Source organism: Bradyrhizobium sp. BR 10289 (genome assembly GCF_019455385.1).
Lineage (GTDB): Bacteria > Pseudomonadota > Alphaproteobacteria > Rhizobiales > Xanthobacteraceae > Bradyrhizobium.
In genome coordinates, this window is record NZ_JACOFR010000002.1 from 68669 (window position 1) to 95175 (window position 26507).

26 protein-coding genes are annotated in these 26507 nt (G+C 64.6%); 16 read left to right on the top strand and 10 right to left on the bottom strand.

Annotated features, from left to right (window positions below):
* The first annotated feature begins 90 nt into the window (after window positions 1-90).
* Together HYH08_RS03760 and HYH08_RS03765 are read left to right on the top strand one after the other, a co-directional pair.
* Complete coding sequence (locus HYH08_RS03760) at window positions 91-294, top strand: hypothetical protein (RefSeq protein WP_220008920.1); 204 nt, start codon at window positions 91-93, stop codon at window positions 292-294.
* Window positions 295-438: 144 nt separating this feature from the next.
* Complete coding sequence (locus tag HYH08_RS03765) at window positions 439-594, top strand: hypothetical protein (RefSeq protein ID WP_220008416.1); 156 nt, start codon at window positions 439-441, stop codon at window positions 592-594.
* A gap of 77 nt (window positions 595-671) precedes the next feature.
* On the opposite strand, the gene HYH08_RS03770 is transcribed toward HYH08_RS03765, so the two are convergent.
* Window positions 672-1049, bottom strand: coding sequence for a response regulator (locus HYH08_RS03770; protein ID WP_220008417.1), 378 nt, complete (start codon window positions 1047-1049; stop codon window positions 672-674).
* A 111-nt stretch (window positions 1050-1160) separates the two neighbouring features.
* Window positions 1161-1985: a Spy/CpxP family protein refolding chaperone gene (locus HYH08_RS03775; RefSeq protein WP_220008418.1), complete on the bottom strand. Its 825-nt coding sequence runs from the start codon at window positions 1983-1985 to the stop codon at window positions 1161-1163.
* Between the two features lie 502 nt (window positions 1986-2487).
* On the opposite strand from HYH08_RS03775, the gene HYH08_RS03780 reads away from it, so the two are divergent.
* The 6 genes from HYH08_RS03780 (at window position 2488) to HYH08_RS03805 (ending at window position 8633) form a co-directional block, all read left to right on the top strand.
* On the top strand, window positions 2488-3828 hold the full coding sequence (locus HYH08_RS03780) for an ABC transporter substrate-binding protein (RefSeq protein ID WP_220008419.1): 1341 nt from the start codon (window positions 2488-2490) through the stop codon (window positions 3826-3828).
* A gap of 152 nt (window positions 3829-3980) precedes the next feature.
* Window positions 3981-4922, top strand: coding sequence for a carbohydrate ABC transporter permease (locus tag HYH08_RS03785; RefSeq protein ID WP_220008420.1), 942 nt, complete (start codon window positions 3981-3983; stop codon window positions 4920-4922).
* Window positions 4922-5833: a carbohydrate ABC transporter permease gene (locus HYH08_RS03790; RefSeq protein WP_220008421.1), complete on the top strand. Its 912-nt coding sequence runs from the start codon at window positions 4922-4924 to the stop codon at window positions 5831-5833. Before HYH08_RS03785 ends, HYH08_RS03790 begins: the two co-directional genes overlap by 1 nt.
* A 21-nt stretch (window positions 5834-5854) precedes the next feature.
* Window positions 5855-6955, top strand: a complete 1101-nt coding sequence (locus HYH08_RS03795; RefSeq protein ID WP_220008422.1) for an ABC transporter ATP-binding protein — start codon at window positions 5855-5857, stop codon at window positions 6953-6955.
* A 35-nt stretch (window positions 6956-6990) separates the two neighbouring features.
* Window positions 6991-7980 carry a hydroxyacid dehydrogenase gene (locus HYH08_RS03800; protein ID WP_220008423.1) on the top strand — a complete coding sequence of 330 codons (990 nt, stop codon included), beginning with the start codon at window positions 6991-6993 and terminating at the stop codon, window positions 7978-7980.
* Window positions 7981-8147: 167 nt separating this feature from the next.
* A complete protein-coding gene (locus HYH08_RS03805; RefSeq protein ID WP_220008424.1) occupies window positions 8148-8633 on the top strand; it encodes a hypothetical protein in 486 nt (161 codons plus the stop codon).
* A gap of 67 nt (window positions 8634-8700) precedes the next feature.
* On the opposite strand, the gene HYH08_RS03810 is transcribed toward HYH08_RS03805, so the two are convergent.
* Window positions 8701-9198 carry a DUF1993 domain-containing protein gene (locus tag HYH08_RS03810; protein WP_220008921.1) on the bottom strand — a complete coding sequence of 166 codons (498 nt, stop codon included), beginning with the start codon at window positions 9196-9198 and terminating at the stop codon, window positions 8701-8703.
* Between the two features lie 100 nt (window positions 9199-9298).
* Here HYH08_RS03810 and HYH08_RS03815 point away from each other — a divergent pair, with 100 nt between their 5' ends.
* The gene (locus HYH08_RS03815) at window positions 9299-10093 is read left to right on the top strand and encodes a transporter substrate-binding domain-containing protein (protein WP_220008425.1); all 795 of its coding nucleotides are present in this window, start codon (window positions 9299-9301) and stop codon (window positions 10091-10093) included.
* A gap of 21 nt (window positions 10094-10114) precedes the next feature.
* Here HYH08_RS03815 and HYH08_RS03820 read toward each other — a convergent pair whose 3' ends face one another.
* A complete protein-coding gene (locus HYH08_RS03820; RefSeq protein WP_228747522.1) occupies window positions 10115-10912 on the bottom strand; it encodes an alpha/beta hydrolase family protein in 798 nt (265 codons plus the stop codon).
* A gap of 406 nt (window positions 10913-11318) precedes the next feature.
* On the opposite strand from HYH08_RS03820, the gene HYH08_RS03825 reads away from it, so the two are divergent.
* Window positions 11319-12191 (top strand): DUF2147 domain-containing protein, encoded by an 873-nt coding sequence (locus HYH08_RS03825; RefSeq protein WP_220008427.1) that lies wholly within the window; start codon window positions 11319-11321, stop codon window positions 12189-12191.
* On the opposite strand, the gene HYH08_RS03830 is transcribed toward HYH08_RS03825, so the two are convergent.
* Window positions 12188-12892 (bottom strand): GntR family transcriptional regulator, encoded by a 705-nt coding sequence (locus HYH08_RS03830; RefSeq protein WP_220008428.1) that lies wholly within the window; start codon window positions 12890-12892, stop codon window positions 12188-12190. The genes HYH08_RS03825 and HYH08_RS03830 overlap by 4 nt on opposite strands.
* Window positions 12893-13015: 123 nt before the next feature.
* Here HYH08_RS03830 and HYH08_RS03835 point away from each other — a divergent pair, with 123 nt between their 5' ends.
* The 3 genes from HYH08_RS03835 (at window position 13016) to HYH08_RS03845 (ending at window position 18430) form a co-directional block, all read left to right on the top strand.
* Window positions 13016-16402 (top strand): molybdopterin-dependent oxidoreductase, encoded by a 3387-nt coding sequence (locus HYH08_RS03835; protein WP_220008429.1) that lies wholly within the window; start codon window positions 13016-13018, stop codon window positions 16400-16402.
* A gap of 54 nt (window positions 16403-16456) precedes the next feature.
* Entirely contained in the window at window positions 16457-17908 is a 1452-nt protein-coding gene (locus tag HYH08_RS03840; protein WP_220008922.1) for a short-chain fatty acid transporter, read from the top strand.
* Window positions 17909-18073: 165 nt separating this feature from the next.
* Window positions 18074-18430: a hypothetical protein gene (locus tag HYH08_RS03845; protein ID WP_220008430.1), complete on the top strand. Its 357-nt coding sequence runs from the start codon at window positions 18074-18076 to the stop codon at window positions 18428-18430.
* 145 nt (window positions 18431-18575) lie between these two features.
* On the opposite strand, the gene HYH08_RS03850 is transcribed toward HYH08_RS03845, so the two are convergent.
* Both HYH08_RS03850 and HYH08_RS03855 read right to left on the bottom strand, forming a co-directional pair.
* Window positions 18576-18980: a (R)-mandelonitrile lyase gene (locus tag HYH08_RS03850; protein WP_220008431.1), complete on the bottom strand. Its 405-nt coding sequence runs from the start codon at window positions 18978-18980 to the stop codon at window positions 18576-18578.
* 20 nt (window positions 18981-19000) lie between these two features.
* Window positions 19001-19699: a ribonuclease activity regulator RraA gene (locus HYH08_RS03855; protein ID WP_220008432.1), complete on the bottom strand. Its 699-nt coding sequence runs from the start codon at window positions 19697-19699 to the stop codon at window positions 19001-19003.
* Window positions 19700-19948: 249 nt separating this feature from the next.
* Here HYH08_RS03855 and pxpB point away from each other — a divergent pair, with 249 nt between their 5' ends.
* Genes pxpB through HYH08_RS03870 form a run of 3 tightly spaced genes read left to right on the top strand, consistent with a single transcriptional unit; the run spans window position 19949 to window position 22516 of the window.
* On the top strand, window positions 19949-20680 hold the full coding sequence (gene pxpB / locus HYH08_RS03860) for a 5-oxoprolinase subunit PxpB (RefSeq protein ID WP_220008433.1): 732 nt from the start codon (window positions 19949-19951) through the stop codon (window positions 20678-20680).
* Complete coding sequence (locus HYH08_RS03865) at window positions 20677-21714, top strand: 5-oxoprolinase subunit C family protein (RefSeq protein ID WP_220008434.1); 1038 nt, start codon at window positions 20677-20679, stop codon at window positions 21712-21714. Before pxpB ends, HYH08_RS03865 begins: the two co-directional genes overlap by 4 nt.
* Window positions 21715-21745: 31 nt before the next feature.
* On the top strand, window positions 21746-22516 hold the full coding sequence (locus HYH08_RS03870; RefSeq protein ID WP_220008435.1) for a LamB/YcsF family protein: 771 nt from the start codon (window positions 21746-21748) through the stop codon (window positions 22514-22516).
* On the opposite strand, the gene HYH08_RS03875 is transcribed toward HYH08_RS03870, so the two are convergent.
* The 3 genes from HYH08_RS03875 to HYH08_RS03885 all read right to left on the bottom strand — a co-directional run bounded on the left by HYH08_RS03875 (window position 22517) and on the right by HYH08_RS03885 (window position 26386).
* On the bottom strand, window positions 22517-22669 hold the full coding sequence (locus tag HYH08_RS03875) for a hypothetical protein (protein ID WP_220008436.1): 153 nt from the start codon (window positions 22667-22669) through the stop codon (window positions 22517-22519).
* A gap of 334 nt (window positions 22670-23003) precedes the next feature.
* Window positions 23004-24608 carry a sulfite reductase subunit alpha gene (locus HYH08_RS03880; RefSeq protein ID WP_220008437.1) on the bottom strand — a complete coding sequence of 535 codons (1605 nt, stop codon included), beginning with the start codon at window positions 24606-24608 and terminating at the stop codon, window positions 23004-23006.
* Window positions 24605-26386, bottom strand: coding sequence for a NirA family protein (locus tag HYH08_RS03885; RefSeq protein WP_220008438.1), 1782 nt, complete (start codon window positions 26384-26386; stop codon window positions 24605-24607). Before HYH08_RS03885 ends, HYH08_RS03880 begins: the two co-directional genes overlap by 4 nt.
* Window positions 26387-26507 lie beyond the last annotated feature (121 nt).

Below are 26507 nucleotides of genomic sequence, written 5' to 3' on the forward strand. Positions count from 1 at the left end.
ACCGGATCGTGCTTGCCCGACTGTTTCCGATGGGAAACAATCCGCCCAGCGTGGCGTAGCTTGCGGGGGCGTGACATGCGTAAGCAGGACCTGCCTAAACAAGATTTGGGATTCGACTATCATCGCTATCACCGCCTGCTGACCGAGGCGGATGACGAGGACAAGCGGCGCGCGCTGATCGAGCTCCTGATCGAGGAAAAGGCGCGAGACCGGCTGGCCGCACAGCGGGCCTCGGATCGCGCCGCGATGACGGCCCATACCATCGCCACCGTGCTGAAGAACGGCCGCAGCTGAGATTTGCGATCCCCGAGCGTCGCCCGCGCAGGCTCTCGGTCAATTGCGATTCCATTAACGACGCCTCGAAAGCGAGCGTCAAACTTTTCGCTCTAGGGTTCCCTCACCTGATGCAATTCAGGATCAACAAAGGGGGGAATGAACATGAGCATGATTTCGCTCGCCGCGATGCCGAGCGCGGTCGAAACGCGTTTTGCCGATACGGCGCTCAAGACTATTCTTCTGTTCTGCTGCGTCGGCCTCGTCGTCTCGTTCGGCCTGATGTCCCGCGGCATCGACCTCAGCGCGGGCCTGATGTAAGCCCGCTTGCAAATACCCTGGACTCGAATGGCCGCCCCTCACGGGCGGCCATTTCGTTGAGACGTCGGCGCCGACGCTCAGAGCGGCGCCTTCGAGGTGGCTTCCGGGAACAGGGAATCGATCATCGCCTTGAGCTGGTCGATCGAGATCGGCTTGCGCAGGATCGGCCTGCGGCGGAGCAAGGACGGCAGCAATTCCGGCCCATAGCCGGTAGCGAACAGGAACGGCTTGCCGCGGCGCTCGATCAGGTCGGCGACGGGATCGACATAGAGGCCCATGAGATTGATGTCGAGGATCGCGAAATCATATTGCGCGGTCATCGCAAACGCACTGGCGTCCTGGACATTGTCCGCTTCGGCGACGACGTGGTGGCCGAGCTCTTCCACCATGTCGGCCATCATCATCCGGATCAACGCCTCGTCTTCGACCAGGAAAACGGAGAGTCCGTCCGCCATCTCAACCCCGCAGTCAGCTTGCGAAGCTAACCATAACAGAATTGCTTGGAGGATTCACGAATTCGTGGCGGGCGCCGTTAATTCAGGCGCCCGCAATCCGATTCAACTTGATCAATCCAGTCCGCGCTCGTGGCTGAGGCGCACCATCTCCTGGATGAACACCTGCTTCTGCTTGTCGTCGAGGCTCGAATAGAGCGGCTCGGCGGCGTCGGCGACGTTGCGCTGGTCGGCGGCGCGGTCGATCAGGAATTGCGACTCGTTGCGCATCTGCTCGATGATGTCGTCGGGCGGGTCGCGCTTGGCGCGCGCAATCCGCAGGTTGAGCCGCTCCGCACCATTATGTCCCAGGTAGTGCATGGCGCTGGAGAAGCCGAACCAGTGCTTCTCCTGCTCCGGCGTCAGGTTCAGCTCGGTCTTGATCCGCTCGATATAGGCATCGCTGTTGGCGACGATCTGCTCGGCGGTCTGCTGCGGCGCGCCGGGCTGGGTCAGGACCGCGAGGTCCTTGTTGCTGTCCTTATTGCTGTCGTCCCTGATGTCCTGCGGTGCGTTCTTGGCTTCCTTGCTGGCCTTGGCGCCCTTGCCCGCCTTGGCGCTCTTTGCGTCCTTGTCCTTGGCACCCGGCTGCTTGGAATCCTTGGCTACGTCCTTGCTGGCGTCCTTATTGCCATCCTTCGCGGCCGGCGCCGGCTGGTTGCTGTTGTTGTTGACGCCGAGCACGCCGGTGAAGACACCGACCACGCCGCCGATCGCACCGCCCAGCACGCCGCCGACGGGTCCGGCCGCCTTGTTGCCGGCTGCGGCGCCGTCCTGCACGCCCTTGACGAGGCCCTGGGCATGCGCCACTGCGGCTGCGCCGAGCAACAGCGCGAGCACCGACCCCAAGGCGAACCATCGCCGCAGATGAAGCCGCGCGGACGGTGCCGGGTTGATCATTCTGGTCTCCATCGTCGATCCGATTGTCCTGTCGGGGTGCAAGCCACCCGCCGGTTGTAACTCTATCGTTTTCGCCGCGCCGAGGTCTAGGCGCGGCCGCTTGCCGTCCACTCCGAAAGTTCTTTCGCGCGAAGCGGTTATGAAGGCTTATTCGAAACTGCGGCGTAATTGCGCACGCGAAGAAGGCGCGCGCTCAGCCCGGCGTGTGCATCGCAAAATGAACAGCGAAGGCTCGCGCCCCGCGTTCGCCCTCCACCGGACCTGCCGCGGTTTCAGGCACAACGTTAGTTCTAGACGATCGCCATTCGGATTTCTCGACAGATGCGATCAATCATGATCTGATCGCGCTACCAATTTGCCGCGCGTCGCCTGATTTGCGATCGAAGCCGACGGCATCAAAAAGAAACGTCCGGAAGAAACGCCAACAAGAAAATCAAAAACAAACTCAGGAATGCACGAGGAAACGACAGAACAATAAAACACACCAAGGCGAGGAAACGAGATGTCACGCAAGACACTGACGCGACGTCAATTTGTTGCTGCCACTGCAATGTCCTCCACGGCGCTGATCGCGGCGCCCTATGTCCGGGGCGCTTATGCCGCCGGCAAACTCTCGATCGGCTTCTGGGACCATTGGGTGCCCGGCGCCAACGATGCCTCCACCGCCCTCGTCAAGGAATGGGGCGAGAAGGAGAAGGTCGAGGTCTCTATCGACTACATCACCAGCAACAACAAGAAGATCGAGCTGACCGCGGCGGCGGAAGCCCAGGCCAAGTCCGGTCACGACATCCTTCAGATGCCGAGCTGGTGGCCGCATGCCTATTCGGAGAATCTCGAGCCGCTCAACGACGTCATGGAGCCGCTCATCAAGCAGAACGGCGAGGTCAACGGCACCGTCAAATATCTGGGACAGTCGGGCGGCAAATGGCTTGCGGTGCCGGCAACCCCGGGCAGCCAGATCAAGGGCCCCTGCTCGCGCATCGACCTGATGAAGAAGCACGCCGGCATCGACGTGCAGGAGATGTATCCGGCCGGCAGCCCGCCGAAAGATGACAACTGGACGTTGGAGACATTCCTGAAAGCGGCGGAAGCCTGTCAGAAGGCCGGCGTCCCCTTCGGCATCGGTCTCGGCGAGACCACCGACAGCGTCGACACGGCAGGTGCAATCTTCCAGTCGTTCGGCGCCGAGCTCGTCAATGCCAAGGGCGACGTCACCGTCAAGACCGATGCGGTGCGGCAGGCGCTCGAATTCTACAAGAAGCTGATCGCTGTGCTACCGCCGGACGCACCCTCCTGGGATGACGCCTCCAACAACAAATGGCTGATCTCCGGCCGCGGCGCGATGATCATGAACCCGCCGAGCGCCTGGGCGGTCGCCAAGCGCGATGCGCCGCAGGTTGCGGAGCAATGCTGGACCCATGGCTTCCCGGCCGGGCCGAAGGGCCGCTTTGCGCCGTTCCTGCCGTATTTCTGGGGCGTCTGGAGCTTCGGCAAGAACAAGGAGGCGGCGAAGAGCCTGCTCGTCCATCTGTCCTCGCCCGCGGCGATCGAGAAGTTCGTCGTGGCGAGTGGCGGATATGATCTGCCGGCCTATGCCAACATGACGAAGTTCAAGACCTGGGCCGAGGAAGGGCCGCCGAAGGGCACGCTGTTCCACTATCCTGATCCCTACCATCGACAGACGCTGTCGATCGCCGCGTCGCCGGCGCCGCCGAAGATCGCCCAGCAGATCTATTTCCAGGCGACGCTGACCAAGATGGCGTTGCGCTTCGCGCAAGGCGAGAAGATGGACACCGCGCTCGCCTGGGCCGAGGGCGAGTGCGAGGGCTTCATGCGGACCTGAGCCGGGTGTGTGCCATGGCGGTTCATGCCTTAAGGGCGTGAGCCGCCAAGGCGCATCCGGATTCCGTCTGGCTGCCCGTGAAGCCGACCGGTCGCCGGCTTCACTCTTGGATCTTCCTTCCGCAAGAGAGCTTGATTCAGAAAGTTTGACTCATGGCTGATGTCGTCGTTGAGCAAGGCCGCCTCGCCCGCACCGCGAGCCCGCGCAAGAAGAGCACGAGCCTGCGCAACGTGCTGGGCCGGAAATCGACAGTGGCGTTCTTCCTGACGCTGCCGCTGATCCTGCTGATCGCAATGCTCGTGCTCTATCCCGCCTTCTACTCGCTCTATCTGGCGACCTTGAACAAGGCGATGACGAAATTCGTCGGGCTCGGCAATTTCACCTTCCTGTTCAAGCGCGAGACGTTCTGGATGGTGGTGAAGCAGTCCTGCATCTTCGCCATCACCGCCGTGATCTTCAAGGCGCTGATCGGTTTCATCGTCGCGCATTTCGTCCACAACATTCCCGGCAAGAAGCAGCGCAAATGGCGCGGCATGCTGCTGGTGCCCTGGGTGATCCCGCCGGCGATGAGCACGCTGGCCTGGCTGTGGCTGTTCGATCCCTCGTACAGCGCATTCAACTACACGCTGTCCTTCTTCGGCGTCGGTCCCATCCCCTGGCTCGGCGACACCTTCTGGGCGCGTTTCTCCGTCATCCTCGTCAACGTCTGGTACGGCGCGCCGTTCTTCCTGATCATGTATCTCGCCGCGCTGAAATCCGTTCCCGACCAGCTCTACGAAGCGGCGTCGATCGACGGCGCCAATTGGTGGCAGAAGATCTGGCACATCACCTTGCCGATGATGCGCAACATCATCGCCATCACCACGCTGTTCTCGCTGATCGTCACCTTCGCCAATTTCGACATCGTACGCATCCTGACCTCGGGCGGCCCGCTGGACACGACGCATCTGTTCGCCACCTGGGCGTTCCAGGTCGGCATCCAGAGCAGCGACATTCCGCTCGGCGCCTGCGTCTCGCTGTTCATGGTGCCGATCCTCGCCGTCGCCGCGATCTTCATCCTGCGCGATGTCAACAAACGTGGGAACGAAGCCTGATGAGCACGCTCGCAATCGACAAGGCCGGCCCTTCGCGCAAGGTCAAGCTCGGCAGCATGAGTCGGGACCGGACCTGGGCGCTGCGCTGGTCCTATTTCTTCCTGGTGCTGTTCGCGATCTTCTTCCTGACGCCGCCGGTCTACATGCTGATCACCTCGCTCAAGAGCAGCGCGGAGATTTCGGCGGCGACCAATCCCTGGTGGGTGTTTCACCCGACGCTGTCGAACTATGCTGAGCTTTTGACCTCGAACCAGTTCCTGCGCTTCTTCTGGAATTCGGCGATCATCTCGATCACGGTCGTGATCGTGACGATGCTGATCAGCATCCCCGCGGCGTTCGCGCTGGCGCGGATGAAGTTCTGGGGCTCGGCGACGCTCGCGACCGGCGTGTTCCTGACCTACCTGATCCCGGACAGCCTGCTGTTCATTCCCCTCTTCAAGATGCTCGCGGTGGTCCAGGAGTTCACCGGCATTACGCTTCTGAACCGCTGGTACGTGCTGGTGTTCATCTATCCGACGCTGACGGTGCCGTTCTGTACCTGGATCATGATCGGCTATTTCGCCTCGATCCCGAAGGAACTCGATGAAGCCGCCCTGATCGACGGCGCCTCGTGGCTCCAGACGCTGACCCGGATCTTCATCCCGGTGGCGCTGCCCGGACTGATTGCTGCGACTATCTTCGCCTTCACCGTGTCCTGGGCGCAGTTCCTGTATCCGCTGGTGTTCACGACCTCGGTGGACCAGCTCGTGCTGCCGGTCGGCATCACCACGACGCTGATCAAGGGCGATGTCTTCAACTGGGGACAGATCATGACCGGCGCGCTGCTTGGCGCGGCGCCGCCGCTGATCATCTACGCCTTCCTGATGGACTACTACATTGCCGGCCTGACCGCCGGTGCGACAAAGGGTTGAGGTTTGAGGAGCTGAAATTCAATGGCTGACGTTGCATTGCGGAAGGTCGTCAAGCGTTACGATGATGTCGAGGCCGTGCGCGGCATCGACCTCGACATCGCCGACCATGAGTTCATCGTGCTGGTCGGCCCCTCCGGCTGCGGCAAGTCGACGACACTGCGCATGATCGCAGGGCTGGAGGACATCAGCGACGGCGACATCATGATCGGCGGCGACGTCGTCAACGACGTGCCGCCGAAGGACCGCGACATCGCGATGGTATTCCAGAACTACGCGCTCTACCCGCACATGACGGTCGCCGAGAACATGTCGTTCGGGCTGCGGCTGAAGCACTATCCCAAGGCCGAGATCAAGGCACGGGTCACGGAAGCGGCGCGCCTGCTCGACATCACCGATCTGATCGACCGCAAGCCGAAGCAGCTCTCCGGCGGCCAGCGCCAGCGCGTCGCGATGGGGCGCGCCATCGTGCGTAATCCAAAAGTCTTTTTGTTCGACGAGCCGCTCTCCAATCTCGACGCAAAGCTCCGCGTGCAGATGCGGATCGAGATCAAGAAGGTGCACCAGAAGGTGCGCACCACGACGGTCTACGTCACCCACGACCAGGTCGAGGCGATGACCCTGGCCGACCGCGTCGTGGTCATGAACAAGGGCCGCATCGAGCAGATCGGCACGCCGAACGAGCTTTACCACAAGCCGGCGACGCGCTTCGTCGCGGGCTTCATCGGCTCGCCCGCGATGAATTTCATCCCGTGCCGGCTCGAAGAGGTCGGCGGCACGCTTCAGATCCGCCTCACCGACCGCATCGCATTCCCGCTGCCACCGGCCCGCGCTGCCCGCTACAACGGACTGCCGCGCACCGACAGGCTGCTGCTCGGCATCCGGCCGGAGCACCTCACCGAGGCGCACGCGCATCTCGCGCCTGGTGTCGAGACCTTCGACACCGTGCTCGACGTCACCGAGCCGATGGGGATGGAGACGCTGGTTTATTTCGGGCTCGACGGCACGCCGGTGTGCGGCCGTGTCGATCCCAATGCCGGCGCGGCGGACGGGGCTCCCATGCGTTTGGCGATGGACCTCAACAACATGCACCTGCTAAACGAGGAGACCGGCGTCGTGCTGTGACGCCGGTCGGAAAAACGTAGAGCAGGCGGGGAGCAATGGCGACCAACAAGAAGAAGATTTTCGTTACACAAACTTTGTCGCAAGGGGCACGCGCCCTTCTCACCCAACGGGACGATATCGAGCTCGTCGAGTTTCCCAACCTGATCTCGGCCAAGGACTTTGAGGCCCTGCTGAAGAGCCATGCGCCGGTCCATGGCGTTGCGCTGGGCGCTACCGCCTTCGGCGAGACCGAGCTCGAGGCCGCGCAAGACATGAAGGTGGTGACCCGCATCGGCGTCGGCTACGACGCCGTCGACGTGCCCGCCCTCTCCCGCCGCAAGGTGCCGCTGATGGTCGCAGGCAGCGCCAATTCGCCCTCGGTCGCCGAACAGGCGCTGTTCATGATGCTGACGCTGGCCAAGCGCGCCAATGAAATGCATGCCTGCGTCAAGGACGGCCAGTGGGCCAACCGCCTCGGCATGCTGCCATTCGACCTCTACGGCAAGACCGTGCTCATCGTCGGCTTCGGCCGCATCGGCACCCGCACCGCCAAGCGCTGCCAGGCGATGGAGATGAAGGTGCAGGTCTACGATCCCTACAAACCTGCCGCCGACATCAAGGCCGCCGGCTGCGAACCCGTCGCCGATCTCGACGCCGCGCTGCCGAACGCCGATTTCCTCACTATCCATTGCCCGAAGACGCCCGAGACGGTCGGCCTGTTCGATGCGGACAGGATCGGCCGGATGAAGCCGAAATCCTACCTCATCAATACCGCGCGCGGCGGCATCGTGAAGGAAGCCGCGCTCTACGACGCGCTTGTCGCAGGGCAGCTCGCCGGTGCCGGCATCGACGTGTTCGAGGTGGAGCCGCCGCCGGTCAGCAACAAGCTGTTTGCGCTGCCTAACGTCATCATGGCCCCGCACGTCGCCGGCGTCACGGTGGAGGCAGTCCAGCGCATGAGCGAGCAGACGGCGCGCAATATTCTGAGTGTGCTGGATGGCGATCCCGTCACGCAGAACGTCATCAATCAGGACGTGCTCGGATAAGGCAAATCCGAAGGCCAACTCATCTGGGCGCCTTCGGACGGCCAGAATATGTCCCATTTTGGCGCAGATCGAGCCCCAACTCAGCCTTAATCAAACCCGCGTAATAAGTCCGGCCGCGGCGGCAGTGGGACAGACTTGCCGGCCGCGCCGAGCTGGAGGATGGACTCTTGTCAGAAATCGACCCGACCGACCACGCGCTGGCGACCATCGCGAGCATTCTGGAGCGCCCCGAACCGGCGCTCGTCGTTCGCGAAACCGAAATCATCCGCGAGACCGAGTACGTCGTCGGTGAGCAGCCCGCTGTCGAGGAACATGAAGAGCACCATGCGACCGACGAGCATCCCATGGTCGACGAGCAGCCGCTGGTCCCCGATCACACCGACGCCGACGGCTACAGCAAGGTCGGCCCCGGACCGATGGTCGCGATCCGCCTCAAATGGACCGTCCATCGCGGCGACGACGGTCAGTATTACGTGCACGAGACCATCGGCGAGCAGTCCGCGCCCGTGGTCAGCGGCCCCATGACGAGCGAGGCCGCCGTGCATTTCGTCGATGCGCAGGAGGACGAGGCGCATCGTCGCTTCGAGCTGCTGCGTAGCGAGATCGCCGGCCGCAGCTCGCTGGCCGATTACGAGCGCAAGGGCGAAGCGTAAGGCAATCAGCACGCCGTATGCCTCTTCACCTCTCCCGTCGGGGAGAGGTGAACATCTAGCCCGCCAATTATTTCCTTCCCAAAAAGTCCTTCTTCACCAGCTCGACGCCTGCGTGCCGCAGAAGGTCATAGGCGGTGGTGACGTGAAAGAAGAACTGCGGGATGCTGTTGGTCAGCAGCAGCGTCCGTCCGGTGAAGGGCAGCTCGGTGCCGTTCTTGAGCCTGAAGAAGACATTCAGCTCCGCTGACGCATCGATCTCGGCGCGTGGCAGGCTTTCGATGAACTCGATAGAGGTCGCGATGCGCGCCTGGAGCCCGGCCATGTCGTGCTCCAGCGGCGGCAGCGCGACCGGCTCGCACTGCGCCAGCAAGGCCGGCGCGATGGTGGCGTGGCGGCAGGCCTCGCCGATCTGCTGCGCCAAATCGTACATGTTCGGCGCCATGCGCATGCCGAGCAGGACCGCCGGGTTGAACTTGCGGGTCTCGGCATAGGCGACGCCCTTGTCGAGCAGCACGGACAAATTACGCAAATACGGCACGAAGAGGCCGACCGAGGCCTCGTACATCGAGATCGTCACCTGAGGGCTTCCTTTCAATTCGGGCATCTGGTCTAAATTCAATTCTGAGAAGCTGCAGAATGACAGCTCGGGCTTGGGTGGAGAAGAGATGACCGTTCGATCGACCGTTCGAATCTTTGCGGCTTTGGCCGTGGCGTTGCTGATCAACCTGTCGGCCCACGCGCAACAGGCATCGCCCTCGCGGCTCGACGAGATCATGAAGCGGGGCACGTTGCGCGTCGGCATGACCGGCGACTACAAGCCCTTCACCTATCTGGACAAGGCCACCCAGCAGTTCTCCGGCTTCGACGTCGACATGGCCGAGGCGCTCGGCAAGGCGCTCGGCGTCAAGGTCGAGTTCGTCCCCACGGCCTGGCCGAAGCTGATGAAGGATTTCGAGGCCGACCAGTTCGACATCGCCATGGGCGGCGTCTCTGTCACGCTCGACCGGCAGAAGAAGGGCTACTTCACGATCCCGATCATGCGTGAGGGCAAGACCCCGATCGCCCGCTGCGCCGACGTCGGCAAGTATCAGAGCATCGCCGACATCGACAAGAAGGGCACCCGTGTCATCGTCAATCCCGGCGGCACCAATGAGCGCTTTGCCCGCGCCAACATCAGGGATGCCGACATCACCGTCTTCCCCGACAATACCGAGATCTTCAATGAGATCGCCAAGGGCAACGCCGATCTGATGATGACGGATGCCTCCGAGACCCGCTACCAGCAGAAGCAGCATTCCGGCGAGCTGTGCGCGGTGCATCCGGACAAGCCGTTCGACTTCTCCGAGAAGGCCTATTGGCTGCAGCGCGACATGGCCTTCAAGGCCTTCGTCGACCAATGGCTGCACATCTCGATGGAAGACGGCAGCTACAGGAAGATCTACGCCGCCTGGTTCGACTAGGTCCTCGCCCCACTCCGGCTGTCACTTCAACTGCGTACGGAAGAAGGTCACGGCCGCGGCATTGAACTCGGCGTGAAATGCGCGCCGATCGAACCCCGGCGGATCGGTACACAGGACCGGCGCGGCTTCGGCGAGCTGGGGCGGACACGGACGGACAAAGGAAAAATGCGAGGAGTTCGGCGCGATCCGGTAGTCGGGTCGCACGGACAGCGCCGGCACCAGTTCGTCTATGGCTTCGGGCACGACTCCGTCGCCGCCGAGCGCTGAGCGCCACAGCAGCATCGGGATTGTCACCTCGGCCAGGCGCTCGCGGGTGAAGAGGCCTTCGATGAGTGGCGGATCCGCAATGATCGCCGCTTTGATGCGGGGATCGTGAACCGGCGCCTCGGTGGGCGCCCGGCCCTCGCGGACAGCGACGCATTTCGGCGTCGAGGCCCCCGTCTTCTCGCAGAGCCCAGCGAGAGCGCCGAAATCGGGGTTGCCACCGATCACGACCAGGCCGGTATAGGCGCCGCGCGAAAACCCGAATAGGCCAATCCGTTGCGGATCCAGAACCGGCGCCTCCTTCCAAACACCGAGCATGAAATCGGTAAGCCGCCTCATGTCTTGAGGGCGTTCGATCAGAACGGAGAACGCGTCGGTCCGCCCTGCGTCCTTGGCGGTGTCGCCGGGATGGTTGATGGCCGCGACGACGAAGCCGGCATCGGCCAGTGCAGTTGCAGTGTCGCTGTGCGCGAGAAACGAGCCGCGCCGCCCGTGCGAGACGACGATCAGCGGCAAACCCTTGCCATCGATCGGGCAATTGACGACGCCCGGCAACGCTGCCGTCTCGCTCGGTACCGGCCGGGTTGCGCAGGGTGTCCACACCACTCCCGCCAGCGCGGGCCCGCTGACGTCAGCAGGGACGTCGATAAATCGTATGCCAGCCGCCTGCGCCAGCGTCGCAACAAGGCAGCAGACAGTGCCCAGAACGATGCCGCCAAGTCCTGTTCGTGGCATGAGCGTGTACTTTCTGAAAATTCAATCATGACGACCGTACTTGCCCATCCGATGCTCCGTCCAGAGGAGCGACGCACTGTGGTCCAACTCTGGACCGAGTTCGGCGTTATTGAACCGGGACCGGCCACTGGACGACTCATACGGACGACAGTGATCCAGATCACTTTCAGCGATCGTGCCGGGGCGTATGCGTCGGTCCGGGGACCATCTGCTCAGGAGATGCGAAATGAGGAAGCTGTTGGCCACGGCCGCATTCCTTTTGTTGGCGAGCACCGCTGCGCAAGCGCAGTACACTTTCGAATATGGCGGGCGCACCATCCGCATCGATCCCGACCGCGGCACGGTGCAGATCCCCGGCGTCTACGACAACACCGGCCAGGGCAAGGCAAAGAAGCCCAAGAAGAACGAGGCGGCTCCAGGCCAGCAGACGCCGCAAGAAGCCAAGGCCAATCCCCAAGCGCCGGTGGCACCTGCTGCGCCCGTCGCCGCGGCTGCGACGGCCGAGCAGGCCCCTGCCCAGGCTCCCGCAGCCGCGGCGCCTCCCGCCCCGCCGGCACCGACCACGGCGAACAATGCTCCGGCTGAAGATGCAATGGTGCCGCCGCCTCGACCGGCGCCGAGCGCGGCCCCGACAGCGGCCGCAGTACCGCCCGCGCCGCTTCCACCGCCAGCTCCAACCGTTGCGGCCGCGCCCTCGGCGCCGCCGCCTCCGCCTGCTCCGCCACCTGCGCAGGTCCAGGCAGCCGCGGTCGCCCCGCCCGCTCCGGCTGCCGCCCCCGCGCGCGATCCCAATTCGCCGCTTGGCGTCTGGCTGACCGAGGAGAAAGAAGGCAAGGTCCGCATCGAGCAGTGCGGCAACAATCTCTGCGGCTATTCGGTCGACAGCAAATCGAACCAGAACGGCGAGCAGGTTTTGATCAACATGAAGCCCGGCAAGGACCAGAAGGACCCAAAATGGTCCGGCCGCATCCTCGACCCCAACACCGGCTCGACCTACGATTCCACGATCGCGCTGAAGGGCACTGATCGCCTGCGCGTGCAGGGCTGCGCCTTCGGCGGCATGTTCTGCGGTGGCCAGACCTGGACGCGGGTGAACTAGGTATCAGGGCTCTCCGGCTGAAGCTGCCGCTTGCGCGCGGCAGCGATCGGCTCGCGGCCGGCCCCGACCTGGGCGAGAGCTTCGACGAAGATCGGCTCCCACGCGCGGATGTGATGGCGCAGAAGGTTTGTCAGCGCCTCCTCCTTGCCTGCGCTTGCCAGCTCGATGATCCGGAAGTGCTCCGGTGCCGACTCGTTCTGGCGCGCGAGGCCCGCGCGCGAATTGATTCCGTAGAGCCGCATCTGATCGCGCAGTCCCATCACCATCTCGGTTAGGCGAGGATTGTCGGCCGCATCCGTCAGCAACCGATGGAAGGTGCGATCCGCTTCGATGTAGAGGCCGATATCCTCGGTCTTGACCGCGCGCGCGATGGCTTCGGCCCAGGGATAAAGGACGCTGAGATCCTTGTCCGGCTTACGCGCGACCAATGACGCCGCGTGCAGTTCGAGGACGTCGCGCAGATCGAACAGATTGCGAAGCTCCGTCAAGGTGGGCTCGACGACCCTGAAGCCGCGATTGCGGACGGGTTCGATCAGGCCGCTCCGGCTCAACTCCAGCAAGGCTTCCCGCACCGGCGTCGACGAGACGCCGAGGCTCGCGGCCAGGGTCGGCACCGAATACATCGTGCCGGGGAGGCTCTGACCAGAAATGATCTCCGCGCGCACCTGCTGCACGACCTGCTCGCGCAGATTCTGGTCCATGTCCCCTCCTGTTCGCGATTGCCGCCCGATCTATCAGCACCGCCCAAAGAATGCACTTGACCATAGAGGTGCCTCCGTCCAGCATGTAGCGCATTACTGTAATGCACTACTCTTGGGCTGTCCATGGCAGAACGCTATCCCGGCTATTGCACGCTCTGCCGTTCGCGGTGCGGTTCGACTACTGTCGTCGAGAACGGCCGGATGATCGCCGTGGAGAACGCGCCGGGGCACCCGACCGGCGGCGCCTTGTGCGCGAAGGGCCGCGCCGCCCCGGAGATGGTGCACAGCCCGCGCCGCCTCACCCACCCGCTCCGCCGGACCGCCCCGCGCGATGCGCCAGACCCGGGCTGGGTGCAGATTTCCTGGGACGAAGCGCTCAGCGAAATCGCAGGGAAGCTCGGGCACATCCGCAGCAGCGCGGGCGCGGAAGCCGTTGCCTTCGCAGTCACGACGCCGAGCGGCACCCCCATGGTCGACAGTTTTGAGTGGGTCGAGCGCTTCATCCGCTGCTTCGGCAGCCCCAATCTGATCTATGCGGTCGAGATTTGCGGCTGGCACAAGGATTTCGCCCACGCTTTGACCTTCGGCCGCGGGATCGGTTTTCCCGATTACGACAATGCGGACGTCATCGTGCTGTGGGGACATAATCCCGCGCGGACCTGGCTTGCGCAGGCGACCCGCGTTGCCGACGCGCGCCGCCGTGGCGCACGCGTGGCGGTGGTCGATCCCAAGCCGAACGGATCGGGGCAACAGGCCGATCTTTGGCTGCGCATCCGTCCCGGCGCCGATGGTGCTCTAGCGATGGCGGCGATCCGGCACCTGATTTCGACCGGCACGTTCGATGCGGAATTCGTGACGCGCTGGACCAATGCTCCGTTCCTGGTCGACACGCACACCGGCCATTTTGTCCGTGCGAGCGATGTATGGCCGGACCAGTCGCAGGACGCGTTCGTGGTGCTGGATCAATCCGGCAACGCGCGGCCGCACGATCCACGCAGTGAGGTGCTCGATTCCGCGACCTGCGCACTCGACGCGGAAGCAACGCTCCATGGTTTGGACGGACGTGCGATTGCCGCGAGAACCGCCTTCGCCCGCCTTGCGGCGGAAGCCGCGCCCTATACGGCGTCCAGTGTCGCCGCGACGACCTGGCTCGATCAATCCAAAGTCGCCGCGTTCTGTGCACTGTTCGAGAACAGCCCGAAGCTCGCCTATCATTCGTGGACCGGCGTCGGCCAGCACACCAATGCGACCGCGACCGAGCGGGCCATCGCGACCCTCTACGCACTCACCGGCGCCTGCGACCGACCGGGAGGCAATGTCTGGCAGGTGGCGCCGCCGACACGCGCGATCAACGACCTCAGCCTGCTGCCGCCGGGACAGAAGGAAAAGGCGCTCGGCCTCGACGAATTGCCGCTGGGGCCGCCGAGCCGCGGCTGGATCACGGCGCGCGATTTCAGCCGCGCGGCGCTCGAGGGCGAGCCCTATCGCGTCAAGGCGCTGATGAGCTTCGGCACGAACTTCGTGGTGTCGCAGGGACATTCCTCGCGCAATCGCGAAGCGCTGCGCGCGCTCGACTTCCATGTCCATGCCGACATGTTCATGAACCCGACCGCCGAGAATGCCGATATCGTGCTGCCCGCAGGCATGCCCTGGGAACGGGACGCGCTGAAGATCGGCTTCGAGATCACGCAGGAAGCGGTCGAGACCATTCAATTCCGCCCGCAGATGCTGCCCCGGCACGGCGAGAGCAAGGCCGATTACGAGATCGTCGCGGAGCTGGCGCTGCGCATGGGCATGGCGGAGCAATTTTTCGGCGGCGACATCCGCGCCGGCTGGAATTACCAGCTGGCACCGCTCGGCATCACTATCGAGGACCTGCGCAAGTCTCCCGATGGCATGCGCTTTCCTCAGCCATTCCACCACGAAAAATACGCCGACAGAAAGAGCGACGGGACGATCGCCGGTTTTGCGACGCCGACGCGGCGCGTCGAGATCTATTCCGAGTTGATGCTCGACCATGGCTATCCGCCGCTCGCAGGCCATATCGAGCCGGCCGAGAGTCCCATGGCCACGAGTCCGGACAAGCGGTTTCCGCTGGTGCTGACGACCGCCAAGAGCGGCTGGTTCGTCCACACTTCGCATCGGCACATCGCGTCGCTCCGCAGGAAATCGCCCGACCCGGCCGTCGAGATCAGCAGCACGCTCGCGGCTCGCCAGGGTCTCGATGACGGCGACTGGGCCATCGTCGAGACGCCCTCCGGTCAGGTCCGGCTGAAAGTCCGCGTGAACGACGCGCTTGATGACCGCGTCGTCCTCGCCGAGTTCGGCTGGTGGGAGGATTGTCCGCCGCTGGGACGTGGCGCCACCTCGCCCGCCGGCTTTCCGACATCGAACATGAATGACGCGCTGAGCGACGTCTCGCGCGACCCGGTCAGCGGCTCGGTGCCGCTGCGGGCCACGCTCTGCGATATCAGGCGCGATCAGTCCGCCAATCGCGGCCGCTGGACCGGGCGGCGCGCTTTCTCGGTCGCGCGTATCAGCCACGAGGCCGACGACGTCGTCGCAATCGACCTTGCCCCAAAGGACGGCGAAGCGCTTCCGTCGTATCGGCCGGGACAGCACGTCCTGCTGAGCTTGCCGGGTGTGGACGTCGTCCGCGCCTACTCACTGACGGGACACGGTTGTCAGGATGTGCTGTCGATTGCCGTCAAGAAACAGCCATCCAGCAGCGGCGTTCACCTCTCCGAGCGAGTCCATCGCCTTGCGATTGGCGACGAGATCTTCCTCGAAGTGCCCGGCGGGATCTTCACACCGCCCCTGCAGGGCGATCGGCCCCTGATCTTTCTGGCGGCGGGTATCGGCATCACGCCGTTCATGAGCCATCTCGAAGCTCTGCTGTCGCTGGCGCCGGCCGAGCGGGTCAGCGACATCCTGCTGCTCTACACCTGCCGCAACGGCAACGAGCATCCTTTCGCCGCGCGGCTGCGGGAGCTCGCGGCGCAGTTGCCGCAGCTCAAGCTGATGACGGCGTTCACGGCGCCCCGCGCCACCGATCGGCTTCACGCGGATTACGACCAAGCGGGCCGCCCGGATCTGTCGGTGCTCGATCCGCTGCTGTCGCGACATCCCCTCGTCTACCTCTGCGGTTCGCCCGACTTCACCTCCGCAATGACCGAACGCCTCGTCGCGCGAGGCATCGCCAAATTCGACATCTTCGCTGAAGCCTTCGCGTCCCCGCCTGAGATCCCCACGACGCTGGAGCCGCAGACGATCCACCTCGCCGGCAGCGACAAGAGCTTCGTCTGGTCGCCCGAGCGCGGCACGCTGCTCGACGCCGCGCATGAAGCGGGCGTGCCGCTGCCGAGCGGCTGCCGCGTCGGCCAGTGCGAGAGCTGCGCCATGCGCATCGTCGACGGCCGCGTCGCGCCGCTCGGCGGCGGCGATGCTTCGGCCGAACACTGCCTGACCTGTCAGGCCGTCCCGCTGTCGGAGCTCACGCTCGCGCTCTGACCACGCACCGCGACTTTCAACCACGACCAACACTGCCAAAATTGGGGGCTGATGATGACGACTGTTTCCGGCGACTCTCTCAAAGAGAGCGCATTGACCGAGACCAATCTGCTGGCGAGGTTCTCGCAGCGCCTCGTGGTCTTCTCCGAGCGCTGGTTTCCGGACGCCTACGTGTTCGTGCTGATTGCCGTCATCGCGATCGCCGTCGGCACCATCGTGCACGGCGGATCGCCGCTCGCCGTCAGCCGCGCGTTCGGCGACGGCTTCTGGAATCTCATCCCCTTCACCATGCAGATGGCGCTGGTGGCAATCGGCGGCTATGTCGTCGCGATGTCGCCGCCCATCGCCGCCGCGCTGCGTCGGCTGGCTGCCGTGCCGTCGACCGGACGTGGTGCCGTGGTCTTCGTCGGTGTCCTCAGCATTCTGCTGTCGCTGGTCAATTGGGGACTGAGCCTGATCTTCTCGGGCCTCTTGGTGCGCGAGATCGCGCGCCGCAAGGACATCAAGCTCGACTATCGCGCCGCAGGCGCTGCCGGCTATCTCGGCCTCGGCTGCGGCTTCACGCTCGGCATCACCTCGTCGGCGGCCCAGCTCCAGGCCAATGCCGCGAGCATTCCGGCTTCGCTGCTGCCGATCACCGGCGTCATCGGGTTCGCCGAGACCATCCTGACCTGGCAAAATCTCCTGACCACCGTCCTTGTCACGGTCGTCTCGGCGGTCATCTGCTATCTGACTACGCCCAACGTGGCGGAAACCAAGACCGCGGAGGATCTCGGCGTGTCGCTCGAAGACGACACGATCAAGCCCAAAGCTCCCTCCCGCCCCGGCGACTTCCTCGAATTCAGCCCGATCCTGACGATCCTGATCGTCGTGCTGGCACTTGGCTGGCTGTGGCAGACCTTCCAGTCCGGCAATCCGCTGATCACCCTGTCGGGCCTGAACACCTACAATTTCGTCTTCCTGATCCTCGGCATCCTGCTGCACTGGCGTCCGCGCAGCCTGCTCGAAGCCTTCTCCAAGGCGATGCCGAGCGTCTCGGGCGTGCTGCTGCAGTTTCCGTTCTATGCAGGCATCGCCCAGATGCTCACGAAGGTCCCGAACGCCAAGGGCGTGACGCTATCAGACACGATCGCACACTGGTTCGTCGACGCGTCCGCCAGCACGACCGTGTTCTCCTTCCTGGTCGGCATCTATTCGGCGGTGCTCGGCTTCTTCATTCCGTCGGCGGGCGGCAAGTGGATCATCGAGGCGCCCTACATCATGAAGGCGGCGAACGCGGTCGGCGCGCATCTGGGGTGGACCGTCATGGTCTACAACATCGCCGAGACCCTGCCGAACTTCATCAATCCGTTCTGGATGCTGCCGCTGCTCGGCATCCTCGGGCTGAAGTCGAAGGACCTGATCGGCTACACCTCGGTGCAGTTCCTCATCCACTTCCCGATCGTGATGATCGTGGCGGCGATCCTGATGTCGACCTTCACGTATCACCCGCCGGTCCTGCCCTGAGGTCGCAAGCATCGGCAGCGGGGCAATCCCGCTGCCGATCTGTGCGGTTGCGCACAGAAGGAGCGGTCCGGGAGCCACGACGGCCGGGTATGGCGTGACGCCTCTCACATCGCCCGCGCACCGCCCATGGCACGATCCCCGCAGGATCAACCAACGGGGCGTGTCATGAACGGATTTCGCAAAGGTCTCTTCGCCACCATCGTCGCCATCGCTTTCCCGCTCGCACAGGCCGACGCGGCAGGCTCCACCTTCGACGGCGCATGGAGTGTCCGCATCTCGTCGTCGAGCGAGACCTGTGGCAACGGCGCGACCGTCGCAATCGGCATCAGCAATGGCCAGATCGCCTCGAGCAGCGCCGCGGTGACGGCATCGGGCCGCGTCGCCGAAGCCGGCAGCATCAACGTCACCCTGAGCACCGGCATCAAGCGCGCGGTCGGCTTCGGCCGGCTTAGTGGCACCTCCGGCTCCGGCACCTGGAGCGGCGCGATGTGCAAGGGCACATGGACCGCGGAGCGGATGTAGGTTCGCCGTATCCCGGACAAGCAGCGACGCGAAGCGTTGCTGCGCAGAGCCGGGACCCAGCAGCTTTCGTCGTCCGAACTCTCTGGGTCCCGGATCGGCGACGCATCGCCTCATGGCGACGCGTCTTGTCCGGGACACGAGAGAACTAGCCCAGCGGCGCCGAATAGTCCGCGTCCGTCACCGGGTCCAGCCAGGTCGAGAACACGCCATCGAGCGCTTCCTGCATGGCGATGTGGCACATGCTGTTATCAGGCGAGGCGCCATGCCAATGCACTTCTCCCGGCGGAATCCAGACAGTGTCGCCGGGACGGATTTCCTGCACCGGGCCACCCTTGGTCTGGACCCGGCCGACGCCTGAAATCACGTAGAGCGTCTGCCCGAGCGGATGGTGGTGCCAGTTGGTGCGGGCGCCCGGCTCAAACGCAACGCGCGAGACGTTCAGCCGCGCCGGCGCAGGCGCCATGTTGATGGGATCCTGCAGCACGGTGCCGGTGAAGTGTTCCTTGGGCGCGCGGCGGGTCGGCCGCGCACCTGCGAGCGTGATGTCCATGGGAGTTACCTCGCTTCCTGTTACTTCTTACTGGCGGCGTAGCGCGCCTTGGTCTCGGCGTTCATGGGATAGAGGCCCGGCAGCACGGCGCCGTTGTTCACCTCGTTGACGATCCAGGCTTCCATGCGCTCCTGCTCGACGCCCTCGTTGAGAACGTGCTCAAGCATCGCCTGCGGGATCAGCACGCAGCCGTCCTGATCGGCAACGACGATGTCGTTGGGGAATACGGCGACGCCGCCGCAGCCGATCGGCTCGCCCCAGCCGACGAAAGTGAGGCCGGCAACCGACGGCGGCGCGGCATAGCCGTCGCACCAAACCGGGAGATTGGTGCCGAGCACGCCCTCGACGTCACGCACCACGCCGTCGGTGACGAGCGCAGTGACGCCGCGCTTCACCATGCGGGCGCAGAGAATGTCGCCGAAGATGCCGGCATCGGTGATGCCCATCGCATCGACCACGGCGATGCAGTTCTCGGGCATCGCCTCGATCGCGGTGCGGGTCGAGATCGGCGAGGACCAGGATTCCGGCGTCGCCAGATCCTCGCGCGCCGGCACGAAGCGTAGCGTGAAGGCGGGGCCCACCAGGCGCGGCAGGCCCGGACGCAGCGGGCGCGCGCCGCGCATCCAGACGTTGCGCAGGCCCTTCTTCAGCAGGACCGTGGTGATGGTGGCAGTGGTGATGCCGGCGAGGGTCTTGCGGGCTTCGGGGGACAGCGACATGGACGAGAACGAGCTCCGGGATGCGGGAAAGAACGCCGCGCATCTTGCGAGCCGGGGGCTGTGCGTCAAGGGCCAAGAATGCAGGGCCGGAGGGCCGTTATGCGACGCGATAACAAGGCATTATCACGTCCCCCAGCATTAATTTATTGGACTTGCGGGCGCATTTACGCGAAGCAGGGATAAAGCGGAACTCAAGGTCGAGCCCGCGTTATCCGAGAAGCCCGATTTCGACAGCGCTTTGACAGTTCAATGGCCGCGACGCTTCCTCCGCCCCGTCTTCTGCCCAGTGGCGACAGTGCCGTCACGGTCGAGTTCAGCCGCACCATCGACGACGCCGCCAATGAGCGCGTGCTCGCGCTCGACAAGGCGCTCGCGGCCAGCCCCATCGACGGCATCACAGAGACCGTGCCGACCTATCGCTCGCTGCTGGTGCATTACGATCCCGGCAAGATCGGTTTCGATGCGCTCGGCGAAAAGATCCTGCCGATCGCGACCCGCCCGCTGCCGCCGGCCGCCAAGGCGCGGCGCTGGCGCATTCCCGTCGCCTATGGCGGCGAGCACGGCATCGACCTCGAGGACGTCGCCAAGGCGCTCAACACCACGCCCGACGACATCATCGCCCGGCACACCGGCGGCGACTACCGCGTCGCCATGATCGGCTTCACGCCGGGCTGGTCCTATCTCAGCGGTCTCGACAAATCGCTGCACATGTCGCGGCGGCAGTCGCCCCGGCTGTTCACGCCCGCCGGGACGATCTCGATCGGCGGCATCCAGGCGGGCATCCAGTGCCTGGCCGCGCCGAGCGGCTGGCACCTCCTAGGGCGCACGCCGGTCCGGACCTATCAGCTCCACCGGAATCCAACGTTTCTCACCGAACCCGGTGATCGCGTGACGTTTTTCGCCATCGACCCCAAGACCTTCGATGAGTTGGACCGTGCCGCCGAAGCGGGCGAGATCGTCGCCGAGCAGGTGGTTTCATGAGCCGGCTTGTCGTTGCCTCTATCGGCCCGGCAAGCTCCGTCCAGGACGGCGGCCGCCACGGCGCACAGCGCTATGGCCTGACGGTCAGCGGCGCGATGGACCGACTATCGCTGGCGGCCGCGAACACGCTGGTCGGCAATGATCAGCTGGCGGCCGCTGTCGAGATCGGACCGTTCGGCGCGACATTCACGGCCAAGGATGGCGCTGTGCGTGTCGCCATCGCGGGCGCGCCGCGCAATGCCGACGTCGCCGGGAAACCGGTCGCGATGGAGACGTCGGTGACGCTGAAGGACGGCGAGACGCTGACGCTGGGCTTTGCCCGCGGTGGTGCGTTCACCTATCTCGCGATCGAAGGCGGCATCAAGGGCGAGCTGGTGTTCGGCAGCCTTGCGGTCAATGCCCGCGCCGGCCTCGGCAGCCCCTACCCGCGCCCGCTTCAGGCCGGCGATGAATTCACTGTCGATGCCGCCAGCGGCGCATCCGAATTGCGCATCGAATTGCCGAAGCCTGTGGCGAGTCCGATCCGCGTCGTGCTGGGACCGCAGGACGACGAGTTCGACGACGCCAACAAGGCGCTATTCCTCAATAGCGAGTGGAAGATCTCGGCGACATCGGATCGCATGGGCTATCGGCTCGAGGGCCCCGCAATCAAGCACCTGCACGGCCACAACATCGTCTCCGACGGCACGGTCATCGGCAGCATCCAGGTGCCCGGCGACGGCTCGCCGATCGCGTTGATGATGGACCGCGGCACCACCGGCGGCTACCCGAAGATCGCAACCGTGATCACGGCCGATATCGGCCGTCTGGCGCAGACCTCGGTGGGTACGGCGTTCCGCTTCCGAGAGGTCACCATGGCCGAGGCGCAGGACGAGGCGCGCAAGTTTGCGCGCCTGATCAAGGACCTGCCCGATCGCATGCGCGCGTCCGACACCATCGAGCTCAACATCGAGGCGCTCAGCGATGCCAATGTCGCGGGCCATGCGGTGAGTGCCATGGATGCCGGGACCTGGCAGGTCACGGCGGAACCGTAACCGGCAACGAAACCAGAGGCGGAGAGCAGCCATGAAGACAGTCGATCTCAATTGCGACCTCGGCGAAGGCTTTGGCGCGTGGGAGATGGGCAACGATGCCGCGATGATCGAGCTGGCAAGCTCGGTCAACGTCGCCTGTGGCTTCCATGCCGGCGACCCCGACATTATGCGGCGGACGGTAGAGCTGGCGAAGACGCGCGGCGTCTCGGTCGGCGCCCATCCCGGCTACCGCGACCTGCACGGCTTTGGCCGGCATCCGATCGCGGGCCTGAGGGCCTCCGAGATCGAGAACCTCGTCGCCTACCAGATCGGCGCATTGCAGGCGATCGCGACCGCGGCCGGCCACAAGGTCACCCATGTGAAGGCGCATGGCGCGCTCTCCAACGTCGCCTGCGAAGACGACATGACGGCGAAGGCGATCGCCGCCGGCATCAAGGCGGTCGATCCCAATCTCATCTTCGTCGTGCTCGCCAATTCGAAACTGGTGAAGGCCGGCGAAGAGGCCAACCTGCCGCTGGTGCACGAGGTGTTCGCCGACCGCGCCTATGAGGACGACGGCAACCTCGTCTCGCGCAAGAAGCCCGGCGCGGTGCTGCATGACGCCAAGGCGATCGCGGAGCGCGTAGTGCGCATGGTGCAGGACGGCGCGGTGGTCTCGGTGACGGGCAAGGTGATCAAGATGCGCACGGACACGGTATGCATCCACGGCGACACGCATGGCGCGGTCGAGATCGCGCGAACCTTGCGTCAGGCGTTGAAGGAAGCGGGGATCGAGGTGGCGCCGTTCAAGCGCGGCGCCTGATCAGAACGGGTGCACCGACAGTGTGCCGAACACGATCGCGGCGATGACGGCGAAGGCGCTGTAGAGGGCGACGTGATGCAGGCTCGCTCCGGTCCGGCGCGAGAGCGAGCGCGCGTAGAAGTGCAGCTTGGCTTCCGCCGACAGTTCGCGCATGGTCGATCTCCAACGTCCCATTGGCGGGATTATGGGGGATCAATGGGGGTGCTGGGCAAGACGCCGGCGGAAATAGCGATGCGCTTTCTCTGAAGGGCCCGCATCGCAGGCGCAAATTCTCTTCGCCCGCGGGTTCCCAGAATCTTATTCGTTAAGATCCGAGTCAGCTGGAACCGGCCCGGATGACAGCGGGATGACAGCCGGAATCGGCGGCGGGGAACCCCTCCCAAACCCAAATGTCGAAAACAACCCCATGCACAGTAGAAACGCCCTGTCCGGCGTAACGCCCGGCGGCCTGCGCCGCCGGGACAATTTGCGCTGATCTGCTCGCGCCTTAGTACACGTCAGCCTGGAAGCGGCCGGTCTTCTTGAGCTCGGCGACGAAGCTGACGGCCTCGTCGGTCGAGCGCGCGCCGAACTGGGCGACGATGTCGACCAGCGCGCGCTCGACGTCCTTGGCCATGCGCTTGGCATCGCCGCAGATGTAGAAATGCGCGCCCTCGGCGAGCCACGTCCACAATTCGCGGCCGACCTCGCGCATGCGGTCCTGCACGTAGAACTTCTTCTCGCCATCGCGCGACCAGGCCAGCGACAGCCGCGTCAGCTGTCCCGAGGTCTTCATCGCGTTGAGCTCGTCCTGGTAGAAGAAATCGCAATCGCTGCGCTGGTGGCCGAAGAACAGCCAGTTCTTGCCGGGCGCCCCGGTCGCCTTGCGATCGAGCAGGAAGGCGCGGAACGGCGCGATGCCGGTGCCCGGACCGATCATGATGATCGGCGTCTTCGGATCCTGCGGCAGGCCGAAATTGTGCGCCTTCTGCACATAGACCTTGAGCTTGTCGCCCTCCTTGATGCGCTCGCCGAGGAAGGTCGAGGCAACGCCGATGCGCTTGCGCTTGCCGATCACGTAACGCACGGAATCGACCGTCAGCGACAGCTTGCCCGGCGTCGCATTGTGCGACGAGGAGATCGAATAGAGCCGCGGCTGCAGCGGCTCCAGCGCCTCGACGAAGGCTTCGGGATGCGGCCGCGTGCCGGAAAACTTCTGCAGCGCCGCCATCACGTCGAGGGTTGCCGCATCGCCATCGGGATCTTCGCCTTGCGCCAGCGCCCGCGCCTTCTCGCGCTGTGCGCCGCCGGTGATGAAGGAGATCAGCTCGAACAGCGAATCCGGTGCCGGCGACAGCGAGACGTCGTCGGTCAGCACCTCGCGCAGCGTCTTGCCGTTGACCTCACTCGTATGGGACGCGCCGAGCAGCGCGATGATCTGGTCGACGAGGCCGATGTCGTTGCGCGCGAACACGCCGAAAGAATCTCCGACCACATAGTCGAGCTTGCTTGCGGAGAGGTCGAACTCGACGTGATAGGTCTCCTTCTCCGACTGGCCCTTGTTGAGCAGGCGCCGCGACAGGAAGGTCGCCTCCACCGGATTGTCGCGTGAGCGGCCCGGCTCGGCGATCGTCACCGTCACGGCGGGCGCTGCGACCGCATCCTGCTTGTCAGCCGCCTTCGCCGCGGGCGCCTTGTCCAGCTCCTCATAGAGCTGTTTCAGCATCCGCGCGGTTTCCTTGCCGCCGGGGACGCAGAGATTGAGCCGTGCTTCGCTCCGGCTCGCGATTGCTTCCGAATAATCGTGGCAATTGTAGCCGCACTGGCCGCAATCCTGCTGCGCCATCGCCGCCATCATCTTGCGGCGCACGGGACGGCCCTCGGCGAGCTTCATGCGATCCGCGATCGGCATGGTCTGGTCGTGCCACGGCGCTTCACCATCGTCGCCGTCTCCGGCCATGACGGCAGCGCCCTGCTCCGCCGATAAAGGCGTTGCCACATCGGGCGACAACAGGCCGGCGAAGAAGCCGTTGAGCCAGGAGCGCTGCGCGTCGGAGAACGGCGCGCTGGGGGGAATGATGTCGAGTTTCGGCGGAGGGGTGATCTGGTTCATGCGGACACCTGTGCATCGGCAAGCTTGCGCAGCGCTTCGCCGTCATGGCGGCGCGCGAAGGCGAGGAAAGTTTCGTCGGGCGAGGCGCGATGGGCCATGTAGGCCTTGAGCAGGCCCTCGACCGTCTTCGGCGCGTCCTCGGCCTTGAGATCGTGATAGACCTCCTGCCCGACATCGGCGTCGGGACCGAAGCCACCACCGGTGAAGAGGTGATAGCCCTCCACCGTGTCCTCTTCATTGATCGGCACACGGGCACCAATCAGGCCGATGTCGCTGATGTAATGCTGCGCGCAGGAATGATGGCAGCCGGTGACGTGGATGTTGACCGGCTTGTCCATCGCAACGCGCGGCTCGCACCAGTCGGCGATCTCGGCGGCGTTGCGCTTGGTGTTGGACGCCGCGAAGCGGCAGCCGGCATTACCGGTACAGGCGATCAGGCCGGCCTTGATGTGCGAGGCCTCGACCGCGAGCCCGATCTGTTTGATTGCGGCAATGGCGAGCTCGACATTCTCGTCGCGCACCCCGGGGATCAAGAGGTTCTGCCAGACGGTGAGGCGGATCTCGCCGTCGCCGAGATCGCGCGCGACCTTGGCAAGTCCCCGCATCTGATCACAGCTCATCTTGCCGAGCGTCAGGGAGACGCCGATCCAGTTCAGGCCCTCCTGCTTCTGCTTGTGCACGCCGATATGGGCCATGCGGTCCGCCGCAGGCCGCGGTGCGAAGGCCTCCTCCGGCACGCGCACGAAAGGTGTCTTCAGCCGTTCCTCGACCAGCTTGAGGAAGCCGTCATGGCCCATCGCATCGAGCACGTATTTCAGCCGCGCCTTGTTGCGGTTGGTGCGATCGCCGTGATCGATGAACACGCGCACGATGGCGTCGGCCACAGCGGTCGCCTGCTCCGGCTTGACGATGATGTTCGAGTATTTTGCAAAGTCCTTGTGGCCGGTGATGCCGCCGAGGCCGAGGCGAAACCAGACCCCGGGCTCGACGCCAAAGCCGTCCTTGACCTCGTACGCGGTGAAGGCGATGTCGTTGGTCTCCTCCAGCACGGCGATCCGGCCGGCGCCGTCGAAAGCGACGTTGAATTTGCGCGGCAGCCCGTAGAGCGAGCGGTCGTTGAGGATGTGGTAGTGCCATTCGCGCGCGAACGGCCGCGTGTCGATCAGCTCCTGCGGATCGATTCCGGCGGTCGGCGTTCCCGTTACGTTGCGGATGTTGTCGGCGCCGGAGCCGCGCGAGCACAGCCCGAGATCCTGGATGCCCTCGATCACCTTGATCGCATGCTTCGGTGGGATCTCGCGCAGCTGGAGATTGGCGCGCGTGGTGGCATGGCTGTAGGGACCGCAGAGCTCGTCGGCGAGATCGGCAAGACCCGACAACTGCCAGTGCTTCATGATGCCGTTGGGAATGCGCAGGCGGCACATGTAGGAGTCCTGCGTCGGCGCGACGTAGAAGATGCCGTAATAGCGCCAGCGGAAATTGTCGGCCGGGCTCGGGGGCGCGTTGTCGAGCGCCTGCTGGCGCAGCCGCGGATAGGCATCGAACGGATGCTCGTCGCGCTTGAACTTCTCCTGGTCGGCGAGCTTCCTGCCCGCAGCGATGACCTTGTCCTGCGCCTTGATGTGCAGGGCGTCCGGACCGGTGGGCTCGGCATTGGCCTTGCTGGCGCCGCCGCCAAGGCTGCGGCCGACCTTGCTGATCTGCAGACCGGTCGTGAAGCCTTCGAGATAGCGCTTCTGTTCGTCGGTAAAGTCGACGGAGACTGTTTCGAGTTTCATGGGCGGTAACGAAGCTCCTGCGGCCACCTGGGTGGTAATCGACGGAATGAATGCGACCCGCGAGAAACTCAGCTGGCCCAAGGCCTGCCTTGCTTCCCGACGGTCCAATCAGCTTCGTTGC

Excerpts from the sequence above, each read along its gene's own strand:
- HYH08_RS03810 (WP_220008921.1), bottom strand. The coding sequence starts at position 9,198 with ATGTACGAGGCCTCGGTCGGCCTCTTCGTGCCGTATTTGCGTAATTTG.
- HYH08_RS03785 (WP_220008420.1), top strand. The coding sequence starts at position 3,981 with ATGGCTGATGTCGTCGTTGAGCAAGGCCGCCTCGCCCGCACCGCGAGC.
- HYH08_RS03880 (WP_220008437.1), bottom strand. The coding sequence starts at position 24,608 with ATGAACCAGATCACCCCTCCGCCGAAACTCGACATCATTCCCCCCAGC.
- HYH08_RS03850 (WP_220008431.1), bottom strand. The coding sequence starts at position 18,980 with ATGGACATCACGCTCGCAGGTGCGCGGCCGACCCGCCGCGCGCCCAAG.
- HYH08_RS03780 (WP_220008419.1), top strand. The coding sequence starts at position 2,488 with ATGTCACGCAAGACACTGACGCGACGTCAATTTGTTGCTGCCACTGCA.
- HYH08_RS03830 (WP_220008428.1), bottom strand. The coding sequence starts at position 12,892 with ATGGACCAGAATCTGCGCGAGCAGGTCGTGCAGCAGGTGCGCGCGGAG.
- HYH08_RS03800 (WP_220008423.1), top strand. The coding sequence starts at position 6,991 with ATGGCGACCAACAAGAAGAAGATTTTCGTTACACAAACTTTGTCGCAA.
- HYH08_RS03795 (WP_220008422.1), top strand. The coding sequence starts at position 5,855 with ATGGCTGACGTTGCATTGCGGAAGGTCGTCAAGCGTTACGATGATGTC.
- HYH08_RS03815 (WP_220008425.1), top strand. The coding sequence starts at position 9,299 with ATGACCGTTCGATCGACCGTTCGAATCTTTGCGGCTTTGGCCGTGGCG.
- HYH08_RS03855 (WP_220008432.1), bottom strand. The coding sequence starts at position 19,699 with ATGTCGCTGTCCCCCGAAGCCCGCAAGACCCTCGCCGGCATCACCACT.
- HYH08_RS03825 (WP_220008427.1), top strand. The coding sequence starts at position 11,319 with ATGAGGAAGCTGTTGGCCACGGCCGCATTCCTTTTGTTGGCGAGCACC.
- HYH08_RS03835 (WP_220008429.1), top strand. The coding sequence starts at position 13,016 with ATGGCAGAACGCTATCCCGGCTATTGCACGCTCTGCCGTTCGCGGTGC.
- HYH08_RS03875 (WP_220008436.1), bottom strand. The coding sequence starts at position 22,669 with ATGCGCGAACTGTCGGCGGAAGCCAAGCTGCACTTCTACGCGCGCTCG.
- pxpB (WP_220008433.1), top strand. The coding sequence starts at position 19,949 with ATGGCCGCGACGCTTCCTCCGCCCCGTCTTCTGCCCAGTGGCGACAGT.
- HYH08_RS03770 (WP_220008417.1), bottom strand. The coding sequence starts at position 1,049 with ATGGCGGACGGACTCTCCGTTTTCCTGGTCGAAGACGAGGCGTTGATC.
- HYH08_RS03845 (WP_220008430.1), top strand. The coding sequence starts at position 18,074 with ATGAACGGATTTCGCAAAGGTCTCTTCGCCACCATCGTCGCCATCGCT.
- HYH08_RS03885 (WP_220008438.1), bottom strand. The coding sequence starts at position 26,386 with ATGAAACTCGAAACAGTCTCCGTCGACTTTACCGACGAACAGAAGCGC.
- HYH08_RS03775 (WP_220008418.1), bottom strand. The coding sequence starts at position 1,985 with ATGATCAACCCGGCACCGTCCGCGCGGCTTCATCTGCGGCGATGGTTC.
- HYH08_RS03865 (WP_220008434.1), top strand. The coding sequence starts at position 20,677 with ATGAGCCGGCTTGTCGTTGCCTCTATCGGCCCGGCAAGCTCCGTCCAG.
- HYH08_RS03790 (WP_220008421.1), top strand. The coding sequence starts at position 4,922 with ATGAGCACGCTCGCAATCGACAAGGCCGGCCCTTCGCGCAAGGTCAAG.
- HYH08_RS03870 (WP_220008435.1), top strand. The coding sequence starts at position 21,746 with ATGAAGACAGTCGATCTCAATTGCGACCTCGGCGAAGGCTTTGGCGCG.
- HYH08_RS03840 (WP_220008922.1), top strand. The coding sequence starts at position 16,457 with ATGACGACTGTTTCCGGCGACTCTCTCAAAGAGAGCGCATTGACCGAG.
- HYH08_RS03765 (WP_220008416.1), top strand. The coding sequence starts at position 439 with ATGAGCATGATTTCGCTCGCCGCGATGCCGAGCGCGGTCGAAACGCGT.